At 71.0% G+C, this 18673-nt stretch carries 18 protein-coding genes and 1 pseudogene; 3 read left to right on the forward strand and 16 right to left on the reverse strand.

Annotated features, from left to right (window positions below):
• The first annotated feature begins 40 nt into the window (after positions 1-40).
• Positions 41-439 carry a hypothetical protein gene (locus tag VMI11_09410; GenBank protein ID HTY72625.1) on the forward strand — a complete coding sequence of 133 codons (399 nt, stop codon included), beginning with the start codon at positions 41-43 and terminating at the stop codon, positions 437-439.
• A gap of 31 nt (positions 440-470) precedes the next feature.
• Here the strand turns inward: VMI11_09410 and VMI11_09415 are convergent, their stop codons facing one another.
• From VMI11_09415 to VMI11_09435, 5 genes are all read right to left on the reverse strand, one after another.
• Positions 471-1868 (reverse strand): hypothetical protein, encoded by a 1398-nt coding sequence (locus VMI11_09415; protein HTY72626.1) that lies wholly within the window; start codon positions 1866-1868, stop codon positions 471-473.
• A gap of 306 nt (positions 1869-2174) precedes the next feature.
• Positions 2175-2588 carry a RidA family protein gene (locus VMI11_09420; protein HTY72627.1) on the reverse strand — a complete coding sequence of 138 codons (414 nt, stop codon included), beginning with the start codon at positions 2586-2588 and terminating at the stop codon, positions 2175-2177.
• An 11-nt stretch (positions 2589-2599) separates the two neighbouring features.
• Positions 2600-3331 carry a DUF4118 domain-containing protein gene (locus VMI11_09425; GenBank protein HTY72628.1) on the reverse strand — a complete coding sequence of 244 codons (732 nt, stop codon included), beginning with the start codon at positions 3329-3331 and terminating at the stop codon, positions 2600-2602.
• Between the two features lie 92 nt (positions 3332-3423).
• A complete protein-coding gene (pgm, locus tag VMI11_09430) occupies positions 3424-5046 on the reverse strand; it encodes a phosphoglucomutase (alpha-D-glucose-1,6-bisphosphate-dependent) (protein ID HTY72629.1) in 1623 nt (540 codons plus the stop codon).
• Between the two features lie 60 nt (positions 5047-5106).
• Positions 5107-5793, reverse strand: a complete 687-nt coding sequence (locus tag VMI11_09435) for a DUF4389 domain-containing protein (GenBank protein HTY72630.1) — start codon at positions 5791-5793, stop codon at positions 5107-5109.
• A gap of 259 nt (positions 5794-6052) precedes the next feature.
• On the opposite strand from VMI11_09435, the gene VMI11_09440 reads away from it, so the two are divergent.
• Together VMI11_09440 and VMI11_09445 are read left to right on the forward strand one after the other, a co-directional pair.
• Positions 6053-7249, forward strand: a complete 1197-nt coding sequence (locus tag VMI11_09440; protein HTY72631.1) for a type III PLP-dependent enzyme — start codon at positions 6053-6055, stop codon at positions 7247-7249.
• Complete coding sequence (locus tag VMI11_09445) at positions 7249-7872, forward strand: Crp/Fnr family transcriptional regulator (protein ID HTY72632.1); 624 nt, start codon at positions 7249-7251, stop codon at positions 7870-7872. Before VMI11_09440 ends, VMI11_09445 begins: the two co-directional genes overlap by 1 nt.
• On the opposite strand, the gene VMI11_09450 is transcribed toward VMI11_09445, so the two are convergent.
• From VMI11_09450 to VMI11_09500, 11 genes and pseudogenes are all read right to left on the reverse strand, one after another.
• Complete coding sequence (locus VMI11_09450) at positions 7854-8498, reverse strand: methyltransferase domain-containing protein (protein HTY72633.1); 645 nt, start codon at positions 8496-8498, stop codon at positions 7854-7856. The two genes, VMI11_09445 and VMI11_09450, sit on opposite strands and share 19 nt — an antisense overlap.
• A gap of 5 nt (positions 8499-8503) precedes the next feature.
• Positions 8504-11200: a magnesium-translocating P-type ATPase gene (gene mgtA / locus VMI11_09455; GenBank protein HTY72634.1), complete on the reverse strand. Its 2697-nt coding sequence runs from the start codon at positions 11198-11200 to the stop codon at positions 8504-8506.
• A 73-nt stretch (positions 11201-11273) separates the two neighbouring features.
• A complete protein-coding gene (locus VMI11_09460) occupies positions 11274-11564 on the reverse strand; it encodes a DUF2218 domain-containing protein (GenBank protein ID HTY72635.1) in 291 nt (96 codons plus the stop codon).
• 23 nt (positions 11565-11587) lie between these two features.
• Positions 11588-12673, reverse strand: coding sequence for a methionine synthase (locus VMI11_09465; protein HTY72636.1), 1086 nt, complete (start codon positions 12671-12673; stop codon positions 11588-11590).
• Positions 12674-12749: 76 nt separating this feature from the next.
• Positions 12750-13196 carry a heme-binding protein gene (locus VMI11_09470; protein HTY72637.1) on the reverse strand — a complete coding sequence of 149 codons (447 nt, stop codon included), beginning with the start codon at positions 13194-13196 and terminating at the stop codon, positions 12750-12752.
• Positions 13193-13993: an alpha/beta hydrolase gene (locus tag VMI11_09475; protein ID HTY72638.1), complete on the reverse strand. Its 801-nt coding sequence runs from the start codon at positions 13991-13993 to the stop codon at positions 13193-13195. Before VMI11_09475 ends, VMI11_09470 begins: the two co-directional genes overlap by 4 nt.
• A 94-nt stretch (positions 13994-14087) precedes the next feature.
• A pseudogene (locus tag VMI11_09480) lies at positions 14088-14450 on the reverse strand (VOC family protein).
• Complete coding sequence (locus VMI11_09485; protein HTY72639.1) at positions 14447-15232, reverse strand: fumarylacetoacetate hydrolase family protein; 786 nt, start codon at positions 15230-15232, stop codon at positions 14447-14449. The pseudogene VMI11_09480 and the gene VMI11_09485 overlap by 4 nt, the downstream one beginning before the upstream one ends.
• Positions 15229-16707, reverse strand: a complete 1479-nt coding sequence (locus tag VMI11_09490; protein HTY72640.1) for an NAD-dependent succinate-semialdehyde dehydrogenase — start codon at positions 16705-16707, stop codon at positions 15229-15231. The genes VMI11_09485 and VMI11_09490 overlap by 4 nt, the downstream gene beginning before the upstream one ends.
• Positions 16704-17615, reverse strand: a complete 912-nt coding sequence (locus VMI11_09495; protein ID HTY72641.1) for a VOC family protein — start codon at positions 17613-17615, stop codon at positions 16704-16706. Before VMI11_09495 ends, VMI11_09490 begins: the two co-directional genes overlap by 4 nt.
• Positions 17616-17727: 112 nt before the next feature.
• Positions 17728-18660 carry a LysR family transcriptional regulator gene (locus tag VMI11_09500; GenBank protein HTY72642.1) on the reverse strand — a complete coding sequence of 311 codons (933 nt, stop codon included), beginning with the start codon at positions 18658-18660 and terminating at the stop codon, positions 17728-17730.
• Between the last annotated feature and the right edge of the window lie 13 nt (positions 18661-18673).

The following is an 18673-nucleotide window of genomic DNA, read 5'->3' on the forward strand; positions in this document are numbered from 1 at the left end:
TGCGTCCGGCGCCAGTCGGCCCATCAGGGAGACTCCTGGGATGCTCGCGTCCTTCGCCGACACCGTCCGCCTGTCGTTGCACGTGCTCGGGGCGACCATCTGGGTGGGCGGTCAGATCACTCTGGCCGCGCTGGTGCCCGTCCTGCGCCGCACTCCGGAGGCTGCCCAGGCGGCCGCGCGGGCGTTCAACCGCATCGCGTGGCCGGCCTTCGCCGTGCTCGTGCTGACCGGCTTCTGGAACGTGGCCGTCCAGCCGTCGGACACGACCAGCAGCTATCGAGCGGTGCTCGGCCTCAAGATGGCTGTCGTCGTGCTGTCCGGTGTCTCCGCCTACGTGCACACCAAGGTGAGCGGCCGCACCCAGATCGCCGTGTGGGGCGCGATCAGTGGCCTGACCGCGATCACGGCCGTCGTCCTGGGCGTGCTGCTCGCGGGCTAGCAGGCTAGCCAGGGGTCGCCCCGACGTCTCCTCAGGTGATCTTCACCGAGCAGACGCCCTTGTAGTACAGGGACTTGGATGCGGTCGCGGTCACGGTGCCCTTGGCGTGCCCCTTGGCCACGGTGATCTTCGCAACGCCGTGGCTGTTCGTGTGGGCCTTGTGCCCGAGGAAGGTCACCGTCGCACCGGAGACCGCCTGACCGGCGTCGGTGACGGTGAAGGTGACCGCCGTGGACTTGGCGTGGCTCACCTTGGTCGGGGACGCCTTGATCGTCAGCCCCTCGAGCACCTGCGTGTGGTAGAGGTTGACCGGCGCTCCGTTGGAGCCCTGCTGCACAGCCGCAACCAGGTCGATGCGGCCCGACGACGACTCCGAGAACAACCCGTCGAAGTTGGCGAAGTCGGACTGCTTGATCGGGTTCTTGACGGTGCGCACGACCCCGAAGCCCGTCGCGCTCGTGTTGGTCCGCACGACGTCGATGACGTCCTTGGTGTTGTCGAACCACGCCACCACGAGCCGGCCCTTCGGCCCGGCGCTGAGGCTGACGTGCCGCACGTCGTGCCCGGAGGACCCGGGGACCACCTTGGCGGTCGAGCTGCCGACCTTCCACAGGTCGATGTGGGCGCAGGCCAGCGCCTTGGTCGGAACGCAGTAGGCCAGGTAGACACCCCCACCGGTCCGGGCGGCCAGCCCGATCGGACCGTGCGGCTCGTTGTCGGGCAGGTTGGTGTCCTTGGAGTGCGGGGCGAGCATCGGCGTACCCAGCTTCGGGGTGCCTTGCGGGGTCAGGATCTGCCGGATCCAGTAGCCCGGCTGGGTGTTGGACCCCTCGTACCACGCCTCGTAGATCGTGCCGTCCGAGTTGCGCACGAGGGCGTTGTTCTCGAGGTCGTAGGCCGACCCGTGGGTGAAGGTCGAGTCGAGCGTCTTCGCAGGGATCGAGGGATCGACGCCCACGTGGAAGTACAGCGTGTTGTTCAGCCCCTGCGAGGCGACTGGCGTGCCGTCCTTCTCGGTCGTCGCGGCGTCGTACTGGTTGAAGGCGGTGTGGCTGGAGAGGGAGCCGTTGACCAGGGTCCAGGAGTTCCCGTTGGTGCTGGTCGCGGTGTAGACGGTCCCGATCGAGAAGGGGTTCTTGTTGTTGCCGTCCTGTCCACCGTCGAAGACCACCCGGAGGCCGGTACCGTCGGGCACGAGGGAGAGGGCATCACCCAGGCCGAACCAGTGGCTGATCGCGGCACCGTTGTGGAGGATGCCGCCCGACAGCGCGAAAGTCGTGGACCGGATGTCTTCGTCGTCGAACTTGTTCGTGGTGACCCAGACCGCGTGCAGGTGCCCGTCGGCGGTACGGAGCAGCCCGACGTTGACGAACGAGCTCACCGTGCCGCTGGAGAACTTCTGCCACACACCCGGGGCGACGCTCGCCACCCGGGTCCGCGTCGCCGAGGTGGACGAACCCGCACCCGACGGCCTGGCCGGCGCCCCGGTCGACACCGAACGCGCCTGCGCGGCTTGCGGGACCAGCAAGCCGCCTGCCGCGAGGATGCTCGCTCCACCCACTACGAGGATGCGCCGACGTCCCATGGCCGCCCCCAGCCGAGAAGACCTGATGTCTCGGCGAACGTAAGCCCGCTGCCGCCGGGGGTCAACGGCGGATCGATGAACGTTGCCCGAAGGGCCACTCGATCGAGTGACCAGGGAGCCCACGGCTCCAACCGGACGCTGACGAACCGCTCAGAAGAAGGAGTCGAGCAGCGCTGTGAGCTCGACTTCGACGAGCTGTCCGGCGTAGCCGAGCTGACTGACCCCGAGCAGCGTGCTCGCGGTGCTGAAGGCCGGGGCGAGCGCGGAGCGAGTGAGCCGGTCCCAGGCCTGCGCGAGGTCGCCGCGGTCCCACGACTGGACGTAGATGACGCTGCGCACGACCTGGTCGGCTCGGGCGCCGACGGACGCGAGCGCCGCCAGGCAGTTCGCCACGACCTGGTCGACCTGGGCGTCCAGGTCGTCGCGGCCAACGAGGTTGCCGTCGGCATCGAGGGGGCACTGGCCCGCAAGGTAGGCGCGACGGTTCCCCTCGGCGATCGTCACGTGCGCGTAGCCGGGGGTCCGGTGCAGCCCGGGCGGGTTGATGCGCCTGATCTTCGCCACGGCCCGTCAGCCTAGGAGAGGATCGCCGCCACCTGGTTCGCGAGGGCGACCGCGACCTCTCGCTGCTCGCGTGACGGGTGGCTCCCGCTGCGCGCTCGCATGAGGTAGCGGCCGCGCAGGGCACCTCCGCGCTCCACCACCAGCTCGACCTCGTCGACCGGGAGCGGGGCAGCGTCGTCGGGGAGCAGCCGGCCGTGCCACTCCAGCTCCGCGTCGGGTCGCAGTCTGACCGGGGATCCGACACCGGCAACCCCACGCTCGAAGCGACACTCGGACAGGCCGAGCACCCTGGTCAGCTCAGACCCGACCTGGGTGAGCACGGCCGAGGCCGAGGTTCCCGACGTCGCGGCTTCGGCGGCCGCCCTGATGCCGGCCAGGTACGCCGCGTCGCGCTCCGCGCGTGCATAGGACTTGCGTCCCCACCAGGCGATCTCGGTGACGGCGACTCCCACCGCGAGCAGCAGCACCGTGGTCCACACGTCGGCGCGATTGGTGATCGTGAGGTGGCCATAGGGCTTGGTGAGAAGCACGTCGAACCACACACCCGAGGAGATCGCCGCGACCACCCCGGCGACCCGGTTGCCGTTGGCCGCCACCGCGACCACGACGAGAACCAGGACGAGAGCGGCATTGGTGTTCGCCACGTGCCCACGGAACGGAACGAGGGCGGCGGTGACCAGCAACGGCCCGAGGAGGGCGCCGAGCAGGGCGATCCGGTCGCGAAGGGGCCAGCGGGTCTGCACCCTTCCGATGGTCTACGGCAGCCGCCGGAGGTCAACGCCCCGAGGCCGTTCTCTACGCGACCTTGACGCCCGCAGCGTCGTACCTGACACCGTCAATCGGCCAGCGCTGCGGCCACGATCGCCTTTGCCTCCTCCTGAACCCGGGCCAGGTGCTGCGGACCGAGGAAGGACTCGGCGTAGAGCTTGTAGACGTCCTCGGTGCCCGACGGCCGAGCCGCGAACCAGGCGTTGCGCGTGCAGACCTTCAGCCCGCCCAGTGCCGCGCCGTTGCCCGGCGCGGTGGTGAGCCGCGCCGTGATCGGCTCCCCGGCCAGCTCGGTGACGCTCACCTGCTCCGGCGACAGCTGGGAGAGGAGCACCTTCTGCTCGCGGGTCGCCGGGGAGTCGATGCGCGCGTACGCCGGATCGCCGTACTTACGCGTCAGCTCGCGGTAGCGCGCCGACGGTGACTCACCGGTGACCGCGGTCATCTCCGAGGCGAGCAGGCACAAGATGATGCCGTCCTTGTCGGTGGTCCACACCGACCCGGAACGTTGGAGGAAGCTCGCCCCCGCCGACTCCTCGCCGCCGAAGGCGACCGACCCGTCGAGCAGGCCCGGCACGAACCACTTGAAGCCGACCGGGACCTCGAGCAGGGTCCGGCCGAGGCCCTCGGTGACTCGGTCGATCATCGAGGAGCTCACGAGGGTCTTGCCGACCGCCGCCTCCGCGGGCCAGCCGTCGCGGCGCGCGTACAGGTAGTCGATGGCGACCGCGAGGTAGTGGTTGGGGTTCATCAGCCCGCCATCCGGCGTGACAATGCCGTGGCGGTCGGCGTCGGTGTCGTTGCCCGTCGCGATGTCGTAGTCGGCCTGCTTGGCGATCAGGCTCGCCATGGCCGACGGCGACGAGCAGTCCATCCGGATCTTGCCGTCCCAGTCGAGGGTCATGAAGCGGAAGGTGGGGTCCACCTCCGGGTTGACGACGGTGAGGTCGAGGTCGTAACGCTCGCCGATCGCCCCCCAGTACGCGACGCTCGCGCCACCGAGGGGGTCGGCTCCGATGCGTACGCCCGCCTCGCGGATCGCGTCCAGGTCGACGACGGCGCCCAGCGAGCCGACGTAGGCGTCGAGGAAGTCGTAGGTCTTGGGCGCGACGCGGGCGAGGGAGACCCGGCGGACCCCGTGGAGCCCGGCACGCAGCAGAGAGTTGGCGCGGTCCTGGATCCACCCGGTGATCTCCGTGCCCGCCGGGCCGCCGTCCGGTGGGTTGTACTTGAACCCGCCGTCGGGCGGGGGATTGTGCGACGGCGTCACGCACACGCCGTCCGCCCGAGCACCCGCGGCGTTGGCCTCGAGGATCGCCCGGGACACCGACGGGGTCGGCGTGTAGCCGCCTCGGGCGTCGACGAGGACCTCGACGTCGTTGGCGAGGAACACCTCCTGGGCACTCACCGTCGCCGGCTCGGACAAGGCGTGGGTGTCCGCGCCCAGGAACAGTGGCCCGGTGATGCCCTGCGTCGCGCGGTAGTCGCAGATGGCCTGGCTCGTCGCGAGGATGTGGTCCTCGTTGAAACTCGCGGTGAAAGCGGAGCCGCGGTGCCCGGAGGTGCCGAAGGCGACCCGTTGCCCCGGGTCGTCCGGGTCAGGGTGGACGGTGAAGTAGGCGGTGACCAGCTTCGCGACGTCGACCAGGTCGGCCGCCGTCGCAGGATGCCCGGCGCGGGGGTGGCTCATGAGGCCGATCCTGGCACTGTCCGGCCCGAGCGGCATCGCCCTCGAGGCAGGCCGCTCGCATCAGCCGAGGGGTGGCTCGTGCCCGCCCGTGTCCAGCCGGAACGGCGGGTAGGTGTCGGTCATCAGAGCGGCGTACGCCGCCACGCGCAGGACCCAGCGGTCCAGGCCGATGATCAGGTCGAACAGCGAGCTCGGGTAGCGGCCGGTCACCGCCAGCACGACGGCCGCGACCACGGCGAGCAACCCGACCAGGCCACCCCCGAGGCTGACCCAGCTGTGCTGGAGCGCCAGCCAGGACCCGCCGACGAAGATCCCCACGATGATGTAGTGGGGCAGCCCGATGAGCCACTTGACGAGGACCAGGCCATGGGAGAGCCGCTCTGGGTACTCCACGTCGAGGCGCGCCGGGTAGTCGGGCACCTCGCCGAGGGAGAACGGCGGGTAGCGGTCGGTCCCGAAACCGCCCTCCGAGTAGTAGGCCACCCGCCAGGTCCAGCGCAGCACGCCCAGGTTGTAGTCGAACAGCGGGCGCGGGTAGCGCCCGGTCACGACGATCGCCACCAGCGCGGCCAGTGCGGCGACGACGAAACCCAGCCACAGGAAGGCGAGCACCACCAGGTGGGGGATCACGAGGACCCACTTGACGAGCCACAGCCAGCGCGACAGGGGCACCTGCAGCGTGGCGTCGACACGGACGGCGTACGGCCTCGGGGCAGGGAGGGCACCCGGTGTCGCGGCAGTCGACATCGTCGGCCTCCTCTCACTCTCAGGTGGTGACCGACCGGAGGTTGGCCGTGCCGAGAAGGACGATCGCCAACCCCTCCACGGTGGCCGGTCGTGGCCGGTCCGGGCCAGGGCCCAAGGGCCCGGCGGGGACCTGCCGTGCGAGCTGGTCAGGTTCGCCCGTTGGGGCGGACCTGACGCCACGAAGGACCATGTCCGGGGGGAGCCTCGTCCTGACCGCGCGAACAGGAGCAGACTCGGGCTGCCGCCCCGGGAGGACTGCATGACCCTCACTCAGCGTCAGCGCGACCACATCGACGCACATCCCGACCGCAGCCCGTACGTCGTGCTCGACCTCGACGTCGTCGCTCACAAGTACGTCGAGCTCGTGGAGTCGCTCCCCGGCGTCGCCGTGTACTACGCGGTCAAGGCCAACCCGGCACCGGACGTGCTGAGCCTGCTGAACCGGATGGGTTCGTCCTTCGACGTGGCCTCCATCGGCGAGGTGCGCCAGTGCCTCGACGTGGGTGTGCAGCCGCAGCAGATGAGCTTCGGGAACACGGTCAAGAAGGCGAGCGCCGTGCGCGAGGCCGTCGAGCTCGGAGTCACCACCTTCGCCTTCGACAGCGACAGCGAGCTGGACAAGCTCATCGAGCTCGCGCCGGGGTCCATAGCCTTCTGCCGAGTCCTGTGCGACGGGCTCGGTGCCGCGTGGCCGCTGTCCCGCAAGTTCGGCTGCACCCCAGGGCTGGCCGTCGGGATGCTGCGGCGGGCGGCGAGGAGCGGCCTGCGGCCGGGGATCTCCTTCCATGTCGGGTCCCAGCAGTTCGACCCGGCGGCCTGGGACCGCGCCCTCGCCCTCGTGGCGGACCTGCGCGCGGAGCTGCGGGCAGACGGCATCGAGCTCGAGCTGGTCAACCTGGGGGGTGGGCTCCCGGGTTCGTACGTCGAGCGGGTCCCGCCCACGGCCGAGTACGGCCGTGCCATCACCGACGCGGTGCGCCGACGGCTCGGACCGGCGCTGCCGCCACAGCTGCTCGTCGAGCCCGGCCGCTACCTGGTCGGGGACGCCGGCGCCCTCGCGTGTGAAGTCGTGACGGTCGGCCGGAAGTCGGCGAGCGACGAGCACCGGTGGGTCTACCTCGACGTGGGCGCCTTCTCCGGACTCGCCGAGACGCTCGGTGAGGCCATCCGCTACCCGATCGAGGTCTACGGCGGCGCGCCCGGGCGAGCGAGTGGTCCGGTGGTCCTCGCCGGCCCGACCTGCGACAGCGCCGACATCCTCTACGAGACCGTCGACTACGAGCTGCCGCTCGACCTGCGACCCGGCGAGCGGATCGTGATCCGGTCCGTCGGCGCGTACACGACGAGCTACAGCACGGTCGGGTTCAACGGCTTCCCGCCGCTGGAGCTCGAGGTCCTGCCGGCCACCGTCGACCTGTCCGTCGTGCGCCTCTCGCCCGAACGGGCGAGCGCCTGATGAGCTCGGCCATGCCGGGGATCGTCGCCCAGGTCGTCACCGAGTTGGCCGCGGGCGGGACCCGCCGGCGCTACCCCGAGGGCTCCTTGATCTTCGCCCAGGGTGACAGCAGCACCGACGCCCTGCTGGTCCGGTCGGGGTCGGTGCGGGTCGTCGTGGAGGAACGCCACCACGTCGTGGACCTGCACGAGGGCGACGTCCTCGGAGAGTTCGCCGCCATCGACGGCGGCCCCCGGTCGGCTTCCGCCTACGCCCTCACCGACGTGGACCTGGTCGCGATCAGCGCACTCGACCTCGCGGCCGGGCTGGGCTCGCAGGGGGTGGACCTCCCGGAGCTGACCGCGCACACCGCCGAGCTGAGGCGACGGACCGACGCGAGGACGCTGGCCGCGGGAGGCGTACCCGTCTCCGGCGTCGCGCGCCGGCTGGCCGAACGGGCAGGCCACAGCGGCGAGCTCGAGCCGCTTGACCCGGGCGAGCTGGCCACGTCGCTCGGCTGCGGGCGCGAGGTGGTGTCGAGGGCCTTGGAGCACCTGGCGGACGGTGGCGCCATCGCGCTGGATCGTGGCCGGATCGTCGTCCTGGACCTTCCCGCGCTGCGCGGCTACGGCGCCGGCGCCTGACGGGCACGCAGCGCCAGCCAGGTGAAGGGCTGCAACGCGCCGTCCGGGGCACGGTGAGTCTCTCGCCGCTCGGCGAGCACGTCGAACGGGCCGCCCAGCGCTACGAGCAACGCCGGTGCGTCGTAGCGGGCGACCGGCCGGCCTGAACACTGCGTCGGCCCGTCCGCCGCGAAGGTGCCGATCACGACGACTCCGTCCGCAGCCAGGCCGCGGGAGAGAAGCTGCCGGTAACGGTGACGGTCCTGCTCCTCGACGAGGAAGTGGAAGACGGCGCGATCGTGCCAGAGGCCGTAGCGACGATCAGGCGTCCACGTCCTGAGGTCGGCGCGCAGCAGCTGGAGACCAGGGGGAACGGGAGCTGCGAGCCGGGCGCGCACGGAGTCGAGCGCCTCCTGCGACACGTCGAGAACGGTGACGTCGGACCAGCCGGCGCCGAGAAGACGGTCGACCAGCCGGCTGGCTCCTCCCCCGACGTCGATCGTCGGTGTCGACGGGTCCAGCCCCGTGAGCGAGATCAGGTCCACGGACATCCAGGGGTTGGCCTCGAACCAGCTGACCGACTCGACGCCGCCGTCCCGGTGACGCCCGTCCCAGTGCGCCGCGGAAGGGAAGTCCTCGTTGCTCATCGCGGTCATCCTGCCGCGGTGCGCGTGCGCCCGTGAGGTCGTCGGGGGGGCCTGGGCTGCGCGGTGCTGAAGCGCGCCGCCCGGCGAGCGCGGTGCGGCAGCGGGCTGTACGGCCGCGGCAGGCGGGGCTCGGTCGGAACCCGGAAGAACAGCGTCTTGGCGACCTCGACAAGGACCAGATAGGCGATCACCAGGCCGACGAGCACGGCGAAGAAGCCCCCGGGCAGCGGCGCGAAGCCCAGCGTCGGTCCGAGCGGCGATGCGGGCAGCGCAGCGCCGACGAGAACCACGCTGATCGCGGCCAGTGTGAGGGGCAGGCTGGGACGGCTGCGGAAGAACGGGACACGCCTGGTGCGGATCGCAAAGATGATCAGCGTCTGGGTGGCGAGGGACTCCACGAACCAGCCGGAACGAAACTGCGCCGCACCGGAGTGGAAGACCCCCAGCATGATCGCGAACGTGATCAGGTCGAAGACGGAGCTCAGCGGTCCGAAGCAGATCATGAAACGGCGGATGAACCCGATGTCCCAGTGCGAGGGCTTGCGCAGCTGCTCCTCGTCGACGTGGTCGGTCGGGATGGCGAGCTGGCTGGTGTCGTAGAGCAGGTTGTTGAGCAGGATCTGGGAGGGGAGCATCGGAAGGAAGGTCAGGAACAGTGACGCGGCCGCTGCAGAGAACATGTTCCCGAAGTTGCTCGACGTGCCCATCAGGACGTACTTGATGGTGTTCGCGAACACTCTGCGCCCCTCGGCGACGCCATCGGCCAGGACGTCGAGGTCCTTCGCCAGCAAGATGACGTCGGCCGCGTCCTTGGCGACGTCCGTGGCGGAGTCGACCGAGATCCCGACGTCCGCCGCGTGCAGCGCGAGCGCGTCGTTGACGCCGTCGCCGAGGAACGCGACGCCGCCCCCCTTGAGGCGCTGGACGCGCACGATGCGGGCCTTGTGCTCGGGGTTGACCCGCGCGAACACCGTGGCGTCGGGGACGGCGGCGGCCAAAGCGGTGTCGTCGAGCGCGTCGATGTCCCGGCCGGTCAGCACCTTCCCGTCGGTGAGGCCCAGGTCATGGCACACCTTGGCCGCGACCTCGGGATTGTCTCCGGTCACCACCTTGACGGTGATGCCCAGACCGGCCAGCCGATCCAGCGCCTGGGCCGCGTCGACCTTGGGCGGGTCGAGGAAGACGAGCAGGCCGAGGAGGGTGAGGTCGGACTCGTCGGACGCGGCCAGCGGACCCTCCCGGCCCATCGGCCGGGAGGCGACCGCCACCACCCGGTTGCCAGCGGCGAACTCCCGCGCCAGGACATCGTGCGCCTCAGGCGCGACGTCGCGGCAGCGGTCGATGACCGACTCGGGCGCACCCTTGGTCACGAGCACCAGACGCCCGTCGAGGCGAACCAGAACCGAGACCATGCGGCGCTCGTGGTCGAAGGGAAGGACCGCCAGCCGCTCGACACGGACGGCTCCCTCGCGCAAGGTCACTGCGGCTGGGGACTGCCACAGCGCCTGGTCGAGCGGGTTGCCGCCGACTGCGGCACCGGCGGTGAGGTTCTCGGTGCAGAGCAGCCCCCAGCGCAGCAAGGTATCGGCGTCCATCGAGTCTGTGGGGACGGCTCGCATGAACTCGATACGGCCCTCGGTCAGAGTGCCGGTCTTGTCGGTGAACAGGATGTCGATGTCGCCGAGGTCCTCGATGCAGACCAGGCGCTTGACGAGCACCTTGCGCTTGCTCATCTGACGCGACCCGGCCGCCAGGCTGGTGGAGACGACCGCGGGAAGCAGCTGCGGAGTGATCCCCACGGCGATGGCGAGGGAGAAGAGCAGGGCGTCGATGATCGGTTTCCCCAGGAGCACGTTGAACACGAAGATCGTGGTGGTCAGCACGCCGGCGACGTACACGAGCATCATCGAGAAGCGGCGCAGGCCGAGCTGGAACTCGGTGTCGAGAGGATGGGTGCTCAGGCCGGCAGCGATGACGCCGAACTCCGTCACCGCGCCCGTGGCCACCACGACCCCCCGGCCGCGGCCGGAGTGGACGACGGTTCCCATCAGGGCGCAGCAGCTGAGCTCCGCGAGACTGCTGCCCTCGGGGACGGGGAGCGTCGTCTTGTCGACCGGCAGCGACTCCCCAGTCAGCACCGACTCCTCGCACTCGAGGTCCGAGACCTCGACCAGCCGTATGTCGGCCGGGACGATCTCGCCGAGGGTGAGCTCGACGAGGTCCCCGGGGACCAGCTCGGTGACGTCGACGGAGACTGCGCGGCCGCCGCGGGTCACCACGGCCTGATGGCGGATCTGGCTGTGCAGGGCCTCGGCCGCCTTCTCCGCGCGGTACTCGTTGACAAACCCCAGGCCGACGGACGCGGCGACGATGATCGCGATGATCTTCGCGTCCGTCCCCTCGCCGACGAGGGCCGACACGAGCGCGGCCGCCAACAGCAGGCCGAGCAGCGGGGACCTCAGCTGGCGCCACAGGACCGAGACCCAGTTGACCCGGTGTGAGGCCACGGCGTTGAGCCCGTAGCGACCCTGCCGACGCACGACCTCCTCGGCCTCGAGCCCCTCAGCGGGGACGTCGAGCTCGCGCAGCACTCGCTCGGGGTCCATCGCGGCCGCGGCCGTGATGGTCAGCCGCCCGCCCGCCGCTGACGCCTCGAGGCGTACCGTCGGTCCTCCAGACCCGACCACGCGGCGCGCCGCCATGGGACACCTCCCGCCAGTGCGGCATCGCCTCGCCGGCGAGCCCCACTCCCGCCACGGTAGAGCCAGAGGGGGTTCAGGCCTGCGGGGGCTCCCAGGTCACGCTCAGCTCGTTGCGTCGGCCGAAACGTTCGAGGTGGCGGCCGGCGACGTCGCACACCACGGCCAGGTCGTCCTCGGTGGGGGCGTCCGCGGTCAGCACCAGCTCTCCGGGCTGGGACTCGAGGACGACCACCCCCTTGGTGAGCGTGATGCGTCCGCGTCCGTCGGCATAGCTCGCCTCGGACCGGTGACCGAGGTGATCGCAGAGCTGCTTGGCGTATCGCTCGGGAGTCTCGGTGGCCACACGTGCGGTGGCGGTGGGCATGGGGCGCGCCTCCTCGGTGCTGCTCAGATCTCGTTGCCCCAGTAGTAGCGGGCCAGGGTCTCCACGAGCCGCAGCTTCGCCTTCTGCTGCTCCGCGCTGAGTCTTCCATCGGATGCCGCCTGCGCGAACCCGGCATTGGTCGAGATGGCGACGTCGTCGGTGCCGCGCACCTCGACCGCCGCGTCACACAGCGGGAGAAGCTCCTCCACCGACTCCTCGGCCGGGTCGGTCACATCGACGACGCCGAGGCTCACGACGAGGCCCGGCTTCACCTCGTGCAGGGGCAGGCGCGCCTGCGGGTCGCGGGGGAAGTCGACGCAGATCCGTCGGAACCGGGTCCCGTCGAGCAGCCGGTGCAGTGACGCGAGATCCCACCCCTTGTCCGTCGTCGGCAGGGGTCCGCTGTCGGTGAGGTCCAGCCCGAGCCGGAAGTCATCCGGTACGTCGAGCCCGTCGAAGACGGCGTCGTCGACCCTCGCCATCAATTCGAGCGCAGCATCGACGTCGAGGCCCGCGGCGCGCAGCTGGTGACGTCCGGCCACCGTCAGCAGGGGTGCGTAGAGCGGGTTGGCCAGCGGGACGTACACGACGCCCTGCGCGGCGAGCGCCGCCGCCTCCTGGCGGATGATCCCGGCGAGGGCCGGGCCGACCTGCTCCGCCGCAGCCAGCGACGAGCTGTCGGCCGTGCCGCCGGCGACGGCGAGGTATCCCGGCGAGGGCAGCGTGACGAACACCGGGCGCTGGGTGGTCGCCAGGACCAGCGACGCCTCGTGCTCGGCGAGTCGTCCCTTCGCGACAGGGGTCCCGGCGACGGACCGGCGCCGGCCCGACGGGATGCCCGCGAGCTGGGCCAACGGGTTCTCCGCCTCCGGGGTGCCGAACCCGTCGACCCCGTCGTGCACCACCGACTCGACGTACGCCCGACGGAGCTGCCCGTCGCCCACGGCGGAGAGTCCGAGCCGGCGCTGCACGTGGACGATCGCGGTCACCGCGTCGCGCTCGGCCTCGGCGAGGGCGCGCGGGTCGGCCCCGGCCCGGGCCGCCAGCAGCTCCGCCGGGCGCACGAGGCTCCCGTGGTGGTCGATGTGGTAACCGAAGTCGTCGGCCATGGTGGGCTCCGGGTGTCGAGGCGCTGGTTGTGGGCGTGGGGACTGCGAACCGGCCGCTGATTGCGCGGACGAGTGGCTAGTGGCGCGGGGGTCCGCCCCACTCGGGGAACTCCGTGGCGAAGCCGGCCGCGCGGACGACGTCCTCGCAGATCTGCTGGTCCTCGGCGGGGCTGCCCCCGGACACCCCGATGCCACCCAGGAAGACCCCGTCGCGTTTCAGGGTGTAGCCGCCGGGCGTCGCCACGACCGGCTGGTGTCCCATCCGCGCGACCTGGCTGAAGAACACGGGATCGGACTCCGACCAGCCACGAAGCATCGCGCTGGGCCGCTGCATCACCGCAGCGGTGTAGGCCTTCGCGAGCGCGATGCTCGGGGTCAGCGGCCGAGCGCCGTCCATCCGGTCGAGCGTGACCAGGTAGCCGCCCGCATCGACGACGGCCACGGAGATCACCTTGCCGATCGCCGCGGCGGCGGCGTTGGCGGCGTCAACCAGCCCACGGGCCTCGGCCAGCTCGACCCTCACGCCGTCACCTCGGCGTAGACGCTCCCCAGGAACCGCACCAGCGCCGCGTTGAACAGGTCCGGTCGCTCGAAGTACATGGAGTGCGGGCCCTCCGGCACGACGTCGACCGCCACCCCGGGCAGCAGCTCGCCGGCCTTGCGTACCGTCGTCGCGCTGAGCACGGCGTCGAGCTCGCCCGCGAGCAGCAGGATCGGGAACCCGGCCGCGGCCAGGTCGTCGGGCCGGGGTCCGTCACTGGTCAGGTTCGTCAGGTCGGCCATCTTCGCGGTGTTGAACGTGCCCATCTGCTGGAACAGGAACGCCTTGTCCGGCCGCTCCCGCTGGAAGGCGGGGCTGAGCAAGCGGTCGAGCACCGGCATCGTCTCCGCGGCCGCGCGGTCGGCCTTGACCAGGGCAGCGAGCTCCGGGTGGTCGACGCCACCGAGGGAGTGGGCGAGGACCACGCCCGCCACGCGGGCCGGCGTACGCAACGCCGCCTTCAGCGCCGCCGCGGCACCGATCGACTGCCCGACGAGCACCGCCCGGGTCACCCCCTGGGCGGCCACCTCGTCGAGAACCGCGGTGATGTCGTCGACGAAGAGGCGGGCATCGAGCGGACCTCCGGTCGTCGAGGAGGATGACCGCCCGAAGCCCCGCAGGTCGACGGTCACGGTGGTGTACGTCTGGCGCAGCGCCGACACCTGCTGCCACCACGCCATGTGGTGACCGCCGGAGCCGTGCACGAACAGCACGGCGGGGCCACTGCCGTGGACCTCGTAGTAGACGCGCGCTCCGTCGCGCGCCTCGACGAATGGCACGTCAGACCCCCGTGGCCGCGGGCTCGGAGGGCTCGTACCCGACGGGTGTCCCGGCGGCCGCCCACGCAGGAGGCCAGGTCACCGGGGTGTACTCCCGCCGGTTGTGATAAACGAGCTCGATCATCGTGTGGTCGGGGTCGTGGATGTAGCAGAACTTGGAGTGGTTCTCCGGACGTTCGATCGGTCGGGTGTGCCGGATCCCGAGCTCGGCGAGATGAGCGAGGAACCCGTCCCAGTCCTCCACCTCGATGGCGAAGTGGTACGGCGCCATGCGGTCCATCTCGTCGACGGGGGTGAAGTGGAGGTCGAAGTTCCCCCGGGTCATCAGGACGACCTTGGTGTTGCTCTTCGGGGTGACCGACTTCATCCCGAAGACCTTCGAGTACCACTCCTTGGTCCGCTCGGGGTCCGTGGTCGGGAAGTTGACGTGGTGGATGTACGCCGGCCGGTTGCTCACGTCTGGTCCTCCTCGACGACGGGGTTGCTGAGCGTGCCTAGGCCCGAGATCGACACCTCGACGGTGTCCCCGGGGACGAACGGTGGCGTCTCGTCGGTCCCCATCCACAAGACGTCGCCCGGGGACAGGGTGATGTAGCGGGAGACCTCGCTGATGTACTGGAACGGATCGAAGATCATGTCGCCGGTGGCGAAGCTGGCCCTCTCCTCGCCGTTGACCCGGACCGTGGTGGTGGACGCCATCGGGTCCACGTCCGTGACGAGGAAGGGCCCCATCGGCTTGAAGGAGTCGCAGTTCTTCGCCCGCCACAAGGTGCGGTCGCTGCGCTGCCACCACCGCGCGCTCACGTCGTTGCCGATCGTCCAGCCGACGACCCCGGCGCGTGCGTCGTCGACACTGCAGTGCCGCAACGGGCGCCCCACCACAGCCACGAGCTCGCCCTCCGCCTCGAGCGGGTACGGGTAGTCCGCCGGTCGCACGATGGGGCTGCCCGAGGCGACGAGGGCGCTGTTGGCGCGGTAGCCGACCTCCGGGCGCTCCGGTGCGACCACGCTGGTATGGCCGTGCTCCAGCGCCCGCTCGACGTGCGCACGGTAGTTCAGGCCGGCGCAGAAGAAGGTGCGTGGTTCGACCGGCGGGAGCAGCTCCACGTCCGAGAGCGGCAGCGGGTCGCCGCTCTCGTAGTGGGAAGAGAACGGCGACCCCACGACAGGCTGGGCCTTCTCCCCGTCGACGATCGCGAACCGCGGACCCTCGACGTCGCGGTAACGGCACCAGATCACGGCGCCAGCTTGTGCGAGACGCGCTTGGTGACGAGGTAGCCCGACAGTCCCTCGGGACCACCCTCGCGGCCGTACCCGCTCTCCTTGACGCCTCCCGAGGGAGCCTGCGGCACCGACCCTCCGCAGTGGTTGATGGAGAGGATGCCGGCATCGAGGCCGCGTACCAGCCGCTCGGCGGTGGCCGCCGAGTCGGTGAAGCCGTACGCGGCCAGGCCATACGGCAGCCCGTTCGCCTCGTCGAGCACCTGGTCGAGGTCGTCGAAGGTGAGCAGCGGGGCGATCGGGCCGAACGGCTCCTCATGGAGCATCTCCGCCTCGGGCGGCACGTCGACCAGCGTGGTGACCGGATAGAAGAACCCGTCGCCCTCGAGGCGGCGGCCGCCGGTCAGCACCCGGGCGCCGCGGCTCACGGCGTCGGTGACGAGGCGGTCCACCGCATCGCGCCGGCGGGCGCTCGCGAGCGGCCCCATCTGAACGCCCGGCGCCAGCCCCGGCCCGACCACCACCTGCTCGGCCGCGGCCACGAACGCCTCGGTGAACGGCTGCGCCACGTCGCGGTGGACGTAGAAACGGCTCGGCGAGGTGCACACCTGCCCGGCGTTGACGACCTTCGCGCGCACGCACGCGCGCGCCGCGGCGACCGGGTCGGTGTCGGCGCACACGATGACGGGGGCGTGCCCACCGAGCTCCATGACCGCAGGCTTCATGCGTTCCGCCGCGAGCCCAGCGATGTGCTTGCCCACCGGCACGGACCCGGTGAACGCGACGAAGCGGATCCTGGGGTCGGCGATCAGCGCCCGGGACACCTCGTCCGGGACACCGAAGAGGACGTTCAGCACACCCGCGGGCAGCCCGGCGTCGTGGAAGGCCGAGGCCAGCGCGCACGCGGTGCCCGGGACCTCCTCCGAGGGCTTGATGACGATCGTGCAACCGGCGGAGAGCGCGGCGGCGATCTTGCGCATCGGGCCGCCCGCCGGGAAGTTCCAGGGGACCAGCGCGGCGACCGGCCCCACCGGGAATCGACGTACCGTCAGCACCTCGCCGGGGCCGCTCGGGATGATCCGGCCGTACGCGCGACGCCCTTCCTCGACGTCCCACTCGAGCAGCGTCGCTGCGCGGTGCACCTCCGCGGTCGCCTCCGGCAGCGGCTTGCCCTGCTCGAGGCTCATCACGGAGCCGATGGCCTCGGCCCGGGAATGCAGGAGGCCGGCCGCCCGGCGCAGGGTGGCGGAGCGTTCCTCGACCGAGGTCTGGGCCCATGTCGTGAACGCCCGGTGCGCGGCGGCGACGGCCCGCTCGACGTCCCGTGCCTCCGCCACGGGCACCTTGCCGATGACCCGTTCGCTCGCGGGGTCCACGACGTCGAACGTGCGCCCGGGGGCGCCGTCGCACCAGGCGCCGTCGACGTACAGGCCCAAGGGGTGATAGCCGACCACGGGCTCGGCCGCGGCCGGTGTCGTGCTGGGTGCGCTCACTCGCCGGCCTCCTGTCCGCGGTTGCCCTGGAGCTGCCACAAGTGGTGCGGGGGCGCCTGCTCGTGCACGTTCGGGCCGTACGTGTCGTCGACGCGGTCCATGTCCGCGGCGAGCTCGACACGCCCTCCGCAGGGCGCTTGCACGAACCGGAACACGTTCGAGCCGACGGTGTGCCTGCCCAGCCGGCGCGACTCGCGCCAGCCCTGCTCGACCATGTGGTTCACGCCGACGACGACCTCGTCGAATCCCTCGACCTCGTAGGCGGTGTGGTTCACGCCCGCCTTGTCCGGCCGGTGGCACAACAGGAAGGTGTGCTGGTCCTGGTCGCCGTCGGCGCGCATGAACACGCCCATGTCCCGCACGTCGTCGGTGACCTTGAAGCCCAGGCGGTCGACGTAGAAGGCGACGGCAGCCTCACGACCCGCCTTGGGGATGTTCAGCGCGACATGGCAGAGCCGCAGCGGGTGCACAGGGCCGAGGGGCTGGCGCGAGGTGTTCCACCGGGTGACCCACCCGGTGCGGTTGTAGCCCGGGACGTCGACGTCCATCGGAGCCGGAGCGGCCACCGTCAACCCGACCCCATAACCGGTCTCGTCCACCGCGTGCGCCGAGTCCCCCCGTACGTCCACGGGCCGGTCCGCGCCGATGCGGGCCAGGAGGTCCTCGAGGGCCTGCTCGGTGTCGACGCCCCAGACGACCTCGCGCAGGCTGTTCGTGCCCTCGACGGAGGGCGGCAGCTCGGGGTCGTCGGCGGGGCGCAGCTCCACGACCTGCCCCGCGCGGGTGACGAGCGCCGCCCCGGGGCCATCGGCGTCGAGCGGCGTCAGCCCGAGGTCACGGAAGAAGCGCAAGCACTCCGGGACGTCGTCGACACCGTAGACGGCCCGCTCCACGCGTACGACTGACACCCTGGCCCGGCTCCCTCATCTGCGGTCCCCGCGAGCCTACGGAGGCGTCTCGGGACACTCAACGCGCCGGGACCGCTTGCGGTGCAGTCATTCCTTGCAGGAAGCGGACGGCTCACCCGGAGGCGGCGGCGGGCAGCTCGTCCCGGTGCTCGATGGGGTGCTTGCGGAACCAGTCGGCGATGAAGTCGAGGAAGACGCGAACCCTGGTCAGGGTGTACTTCCCGGGCGCGTAGATGACGTAGAGCGAGCGGTGCGGGACCTCCACGGCGTCCAGGACCGGCACGAGATGCTCCGAGCGCAGCTCGCCGAGGGCGGGGCCGACGGGGAGCATGGTCACGCCTCGGCCCGCGACCGCGGCCTTCTGGAGCGTGAGGTAGCTGTTCGAGACGTAGGCGGTGCGCGCGATCTTCAGGTGCACGTCCCGCCCGTCCTCCCTCAGCTGCCAGATCGGGTAGTTCGAGTGCACGAGGCAGTCGTGGTCGGCCAGGTCCGCGGACGTCCTCGGGACCCCGGCGCGGTCCAGGTAGCCGGGTGAGGCACAGACCAGGAACTCCAGGTCCGCCACCTTCTTGATCATCAGGCCGGAGTCGCGGACCTGCTTGGTGTGGAACGCGACGTCGTAGCCGCGGGCGAGGAACTCGTGCGGCCGGTCCGACATCCCGCCCACCTCGAAGCGCACGAGGATCTTCGGGTAGGCGACGGAGAAGGCCGCGATCGCGTCTCCGACGTCGAGGTTCCCGATCCACTTGGGGCACACGACCGAGAGCGCTCCCTCGGGCTTGTCCCGCATCCCGAGCAGCGCGGCGTCCTCCTGGTCGATCTCGTCGAGGATGCGGGCCGCGAACTCCGCGTACTGCGCCCCGGCCTCGGTGAGGGTCACGTTGCGGGCGGTGCGATTGACCAGCCGGATGCCCACCTGGCGCTCGAGCTCGGCGACGTGCCGGGAGACCAGCGACCCGGAGATGCCCAGGCTGCGGGCGGCCTGGATGAAGCTGTTCGAGTGGGCCACCTCGACGAAGCTGCGCATCACCGTGATGCGGTCCATGTCCCTCCTGCGC

This window comes from Actinomycetes bacterium, from assembly GCA_035506535.1.
In the GTDB taxonomy this organism is placed as follows: Bacteria; Actinomycetota; Actinomycetes; order DATJPE01; family DATJPE01; genus DATJPE01.

Excerpts from the sequence above, each read along its gene's own strand:
- VMI11_09500 (HTY72642.1), bottom strand. The coding sequence starts at position 18,660 with ATGGACCGCATCACGGTGATGCGCAGCTTCGTCGAGGTGGCCCACTCG.
- VMI11_09460 (HTY72635.1), bottom strand. The coding sequence starts at position 11,564 with ATGCCCACCGCCACCGCACGTGTGGCCACCGAGACTCCCGAGCGATAC.
- VMI11_09465 (HTY72636.1), bottom strand. The coding sequence starts at position 12,673 with ATGGCCGACGACTTCGGTTACCACATCGACCACCACGGGAGCCTCGTG.
- pgm (HTY72629.1), bottom strand. The coding sequence starts at position 5,046 with ATGAGCCACCCCCGCGCCGGGCATCCTGCGACGGCGGCCGACCTGGTC.
- VMI11_09450 (HTY72633.1), bottom strand. The coding sequence starts at position 8,498 with ATGAGCAACGAGGACTTCCCTTCCGCGGCGCACTGGGACGGGCGTCAC.
- mgtA (HTY72634.1), bottom strand. The coding sequence starts at position 11,200 with ATGGCGGCGCGCCGCGTGGTCGGGTCTGGAGGACCGACGGTACGCCTC.
- VMI11_09440 (HTY72631.1), top strand. The coding sequence starts at position 6,053 with ATGACCCTCACTCAGCGTCAGCGCGACCACATCGACGCACATCCCGAC.
- VMI11_09435 (HTY72630.1), bottom strand. The coding sequence starts at position 5,793 with ATGTCGACTGCCGCGACACCGGGTGCCCTCCCTGCCCCGAGGCCGTAC.
- VMI11_09445 (HTY72632.1), top strand. The coding sequence starts at position 7,249 with ATGAGCTCGGCCATGCCGGGGATCGTCGCCCAGGTCGTCACCGAGTTG.
- VMI11_09410 (HTY72625.1), top strand. The coding sequence starts at position 41 with ATGCTCGCGTCCTTCGCCGACACCGTCCGCCTGTCGTTGCACGTGCTC.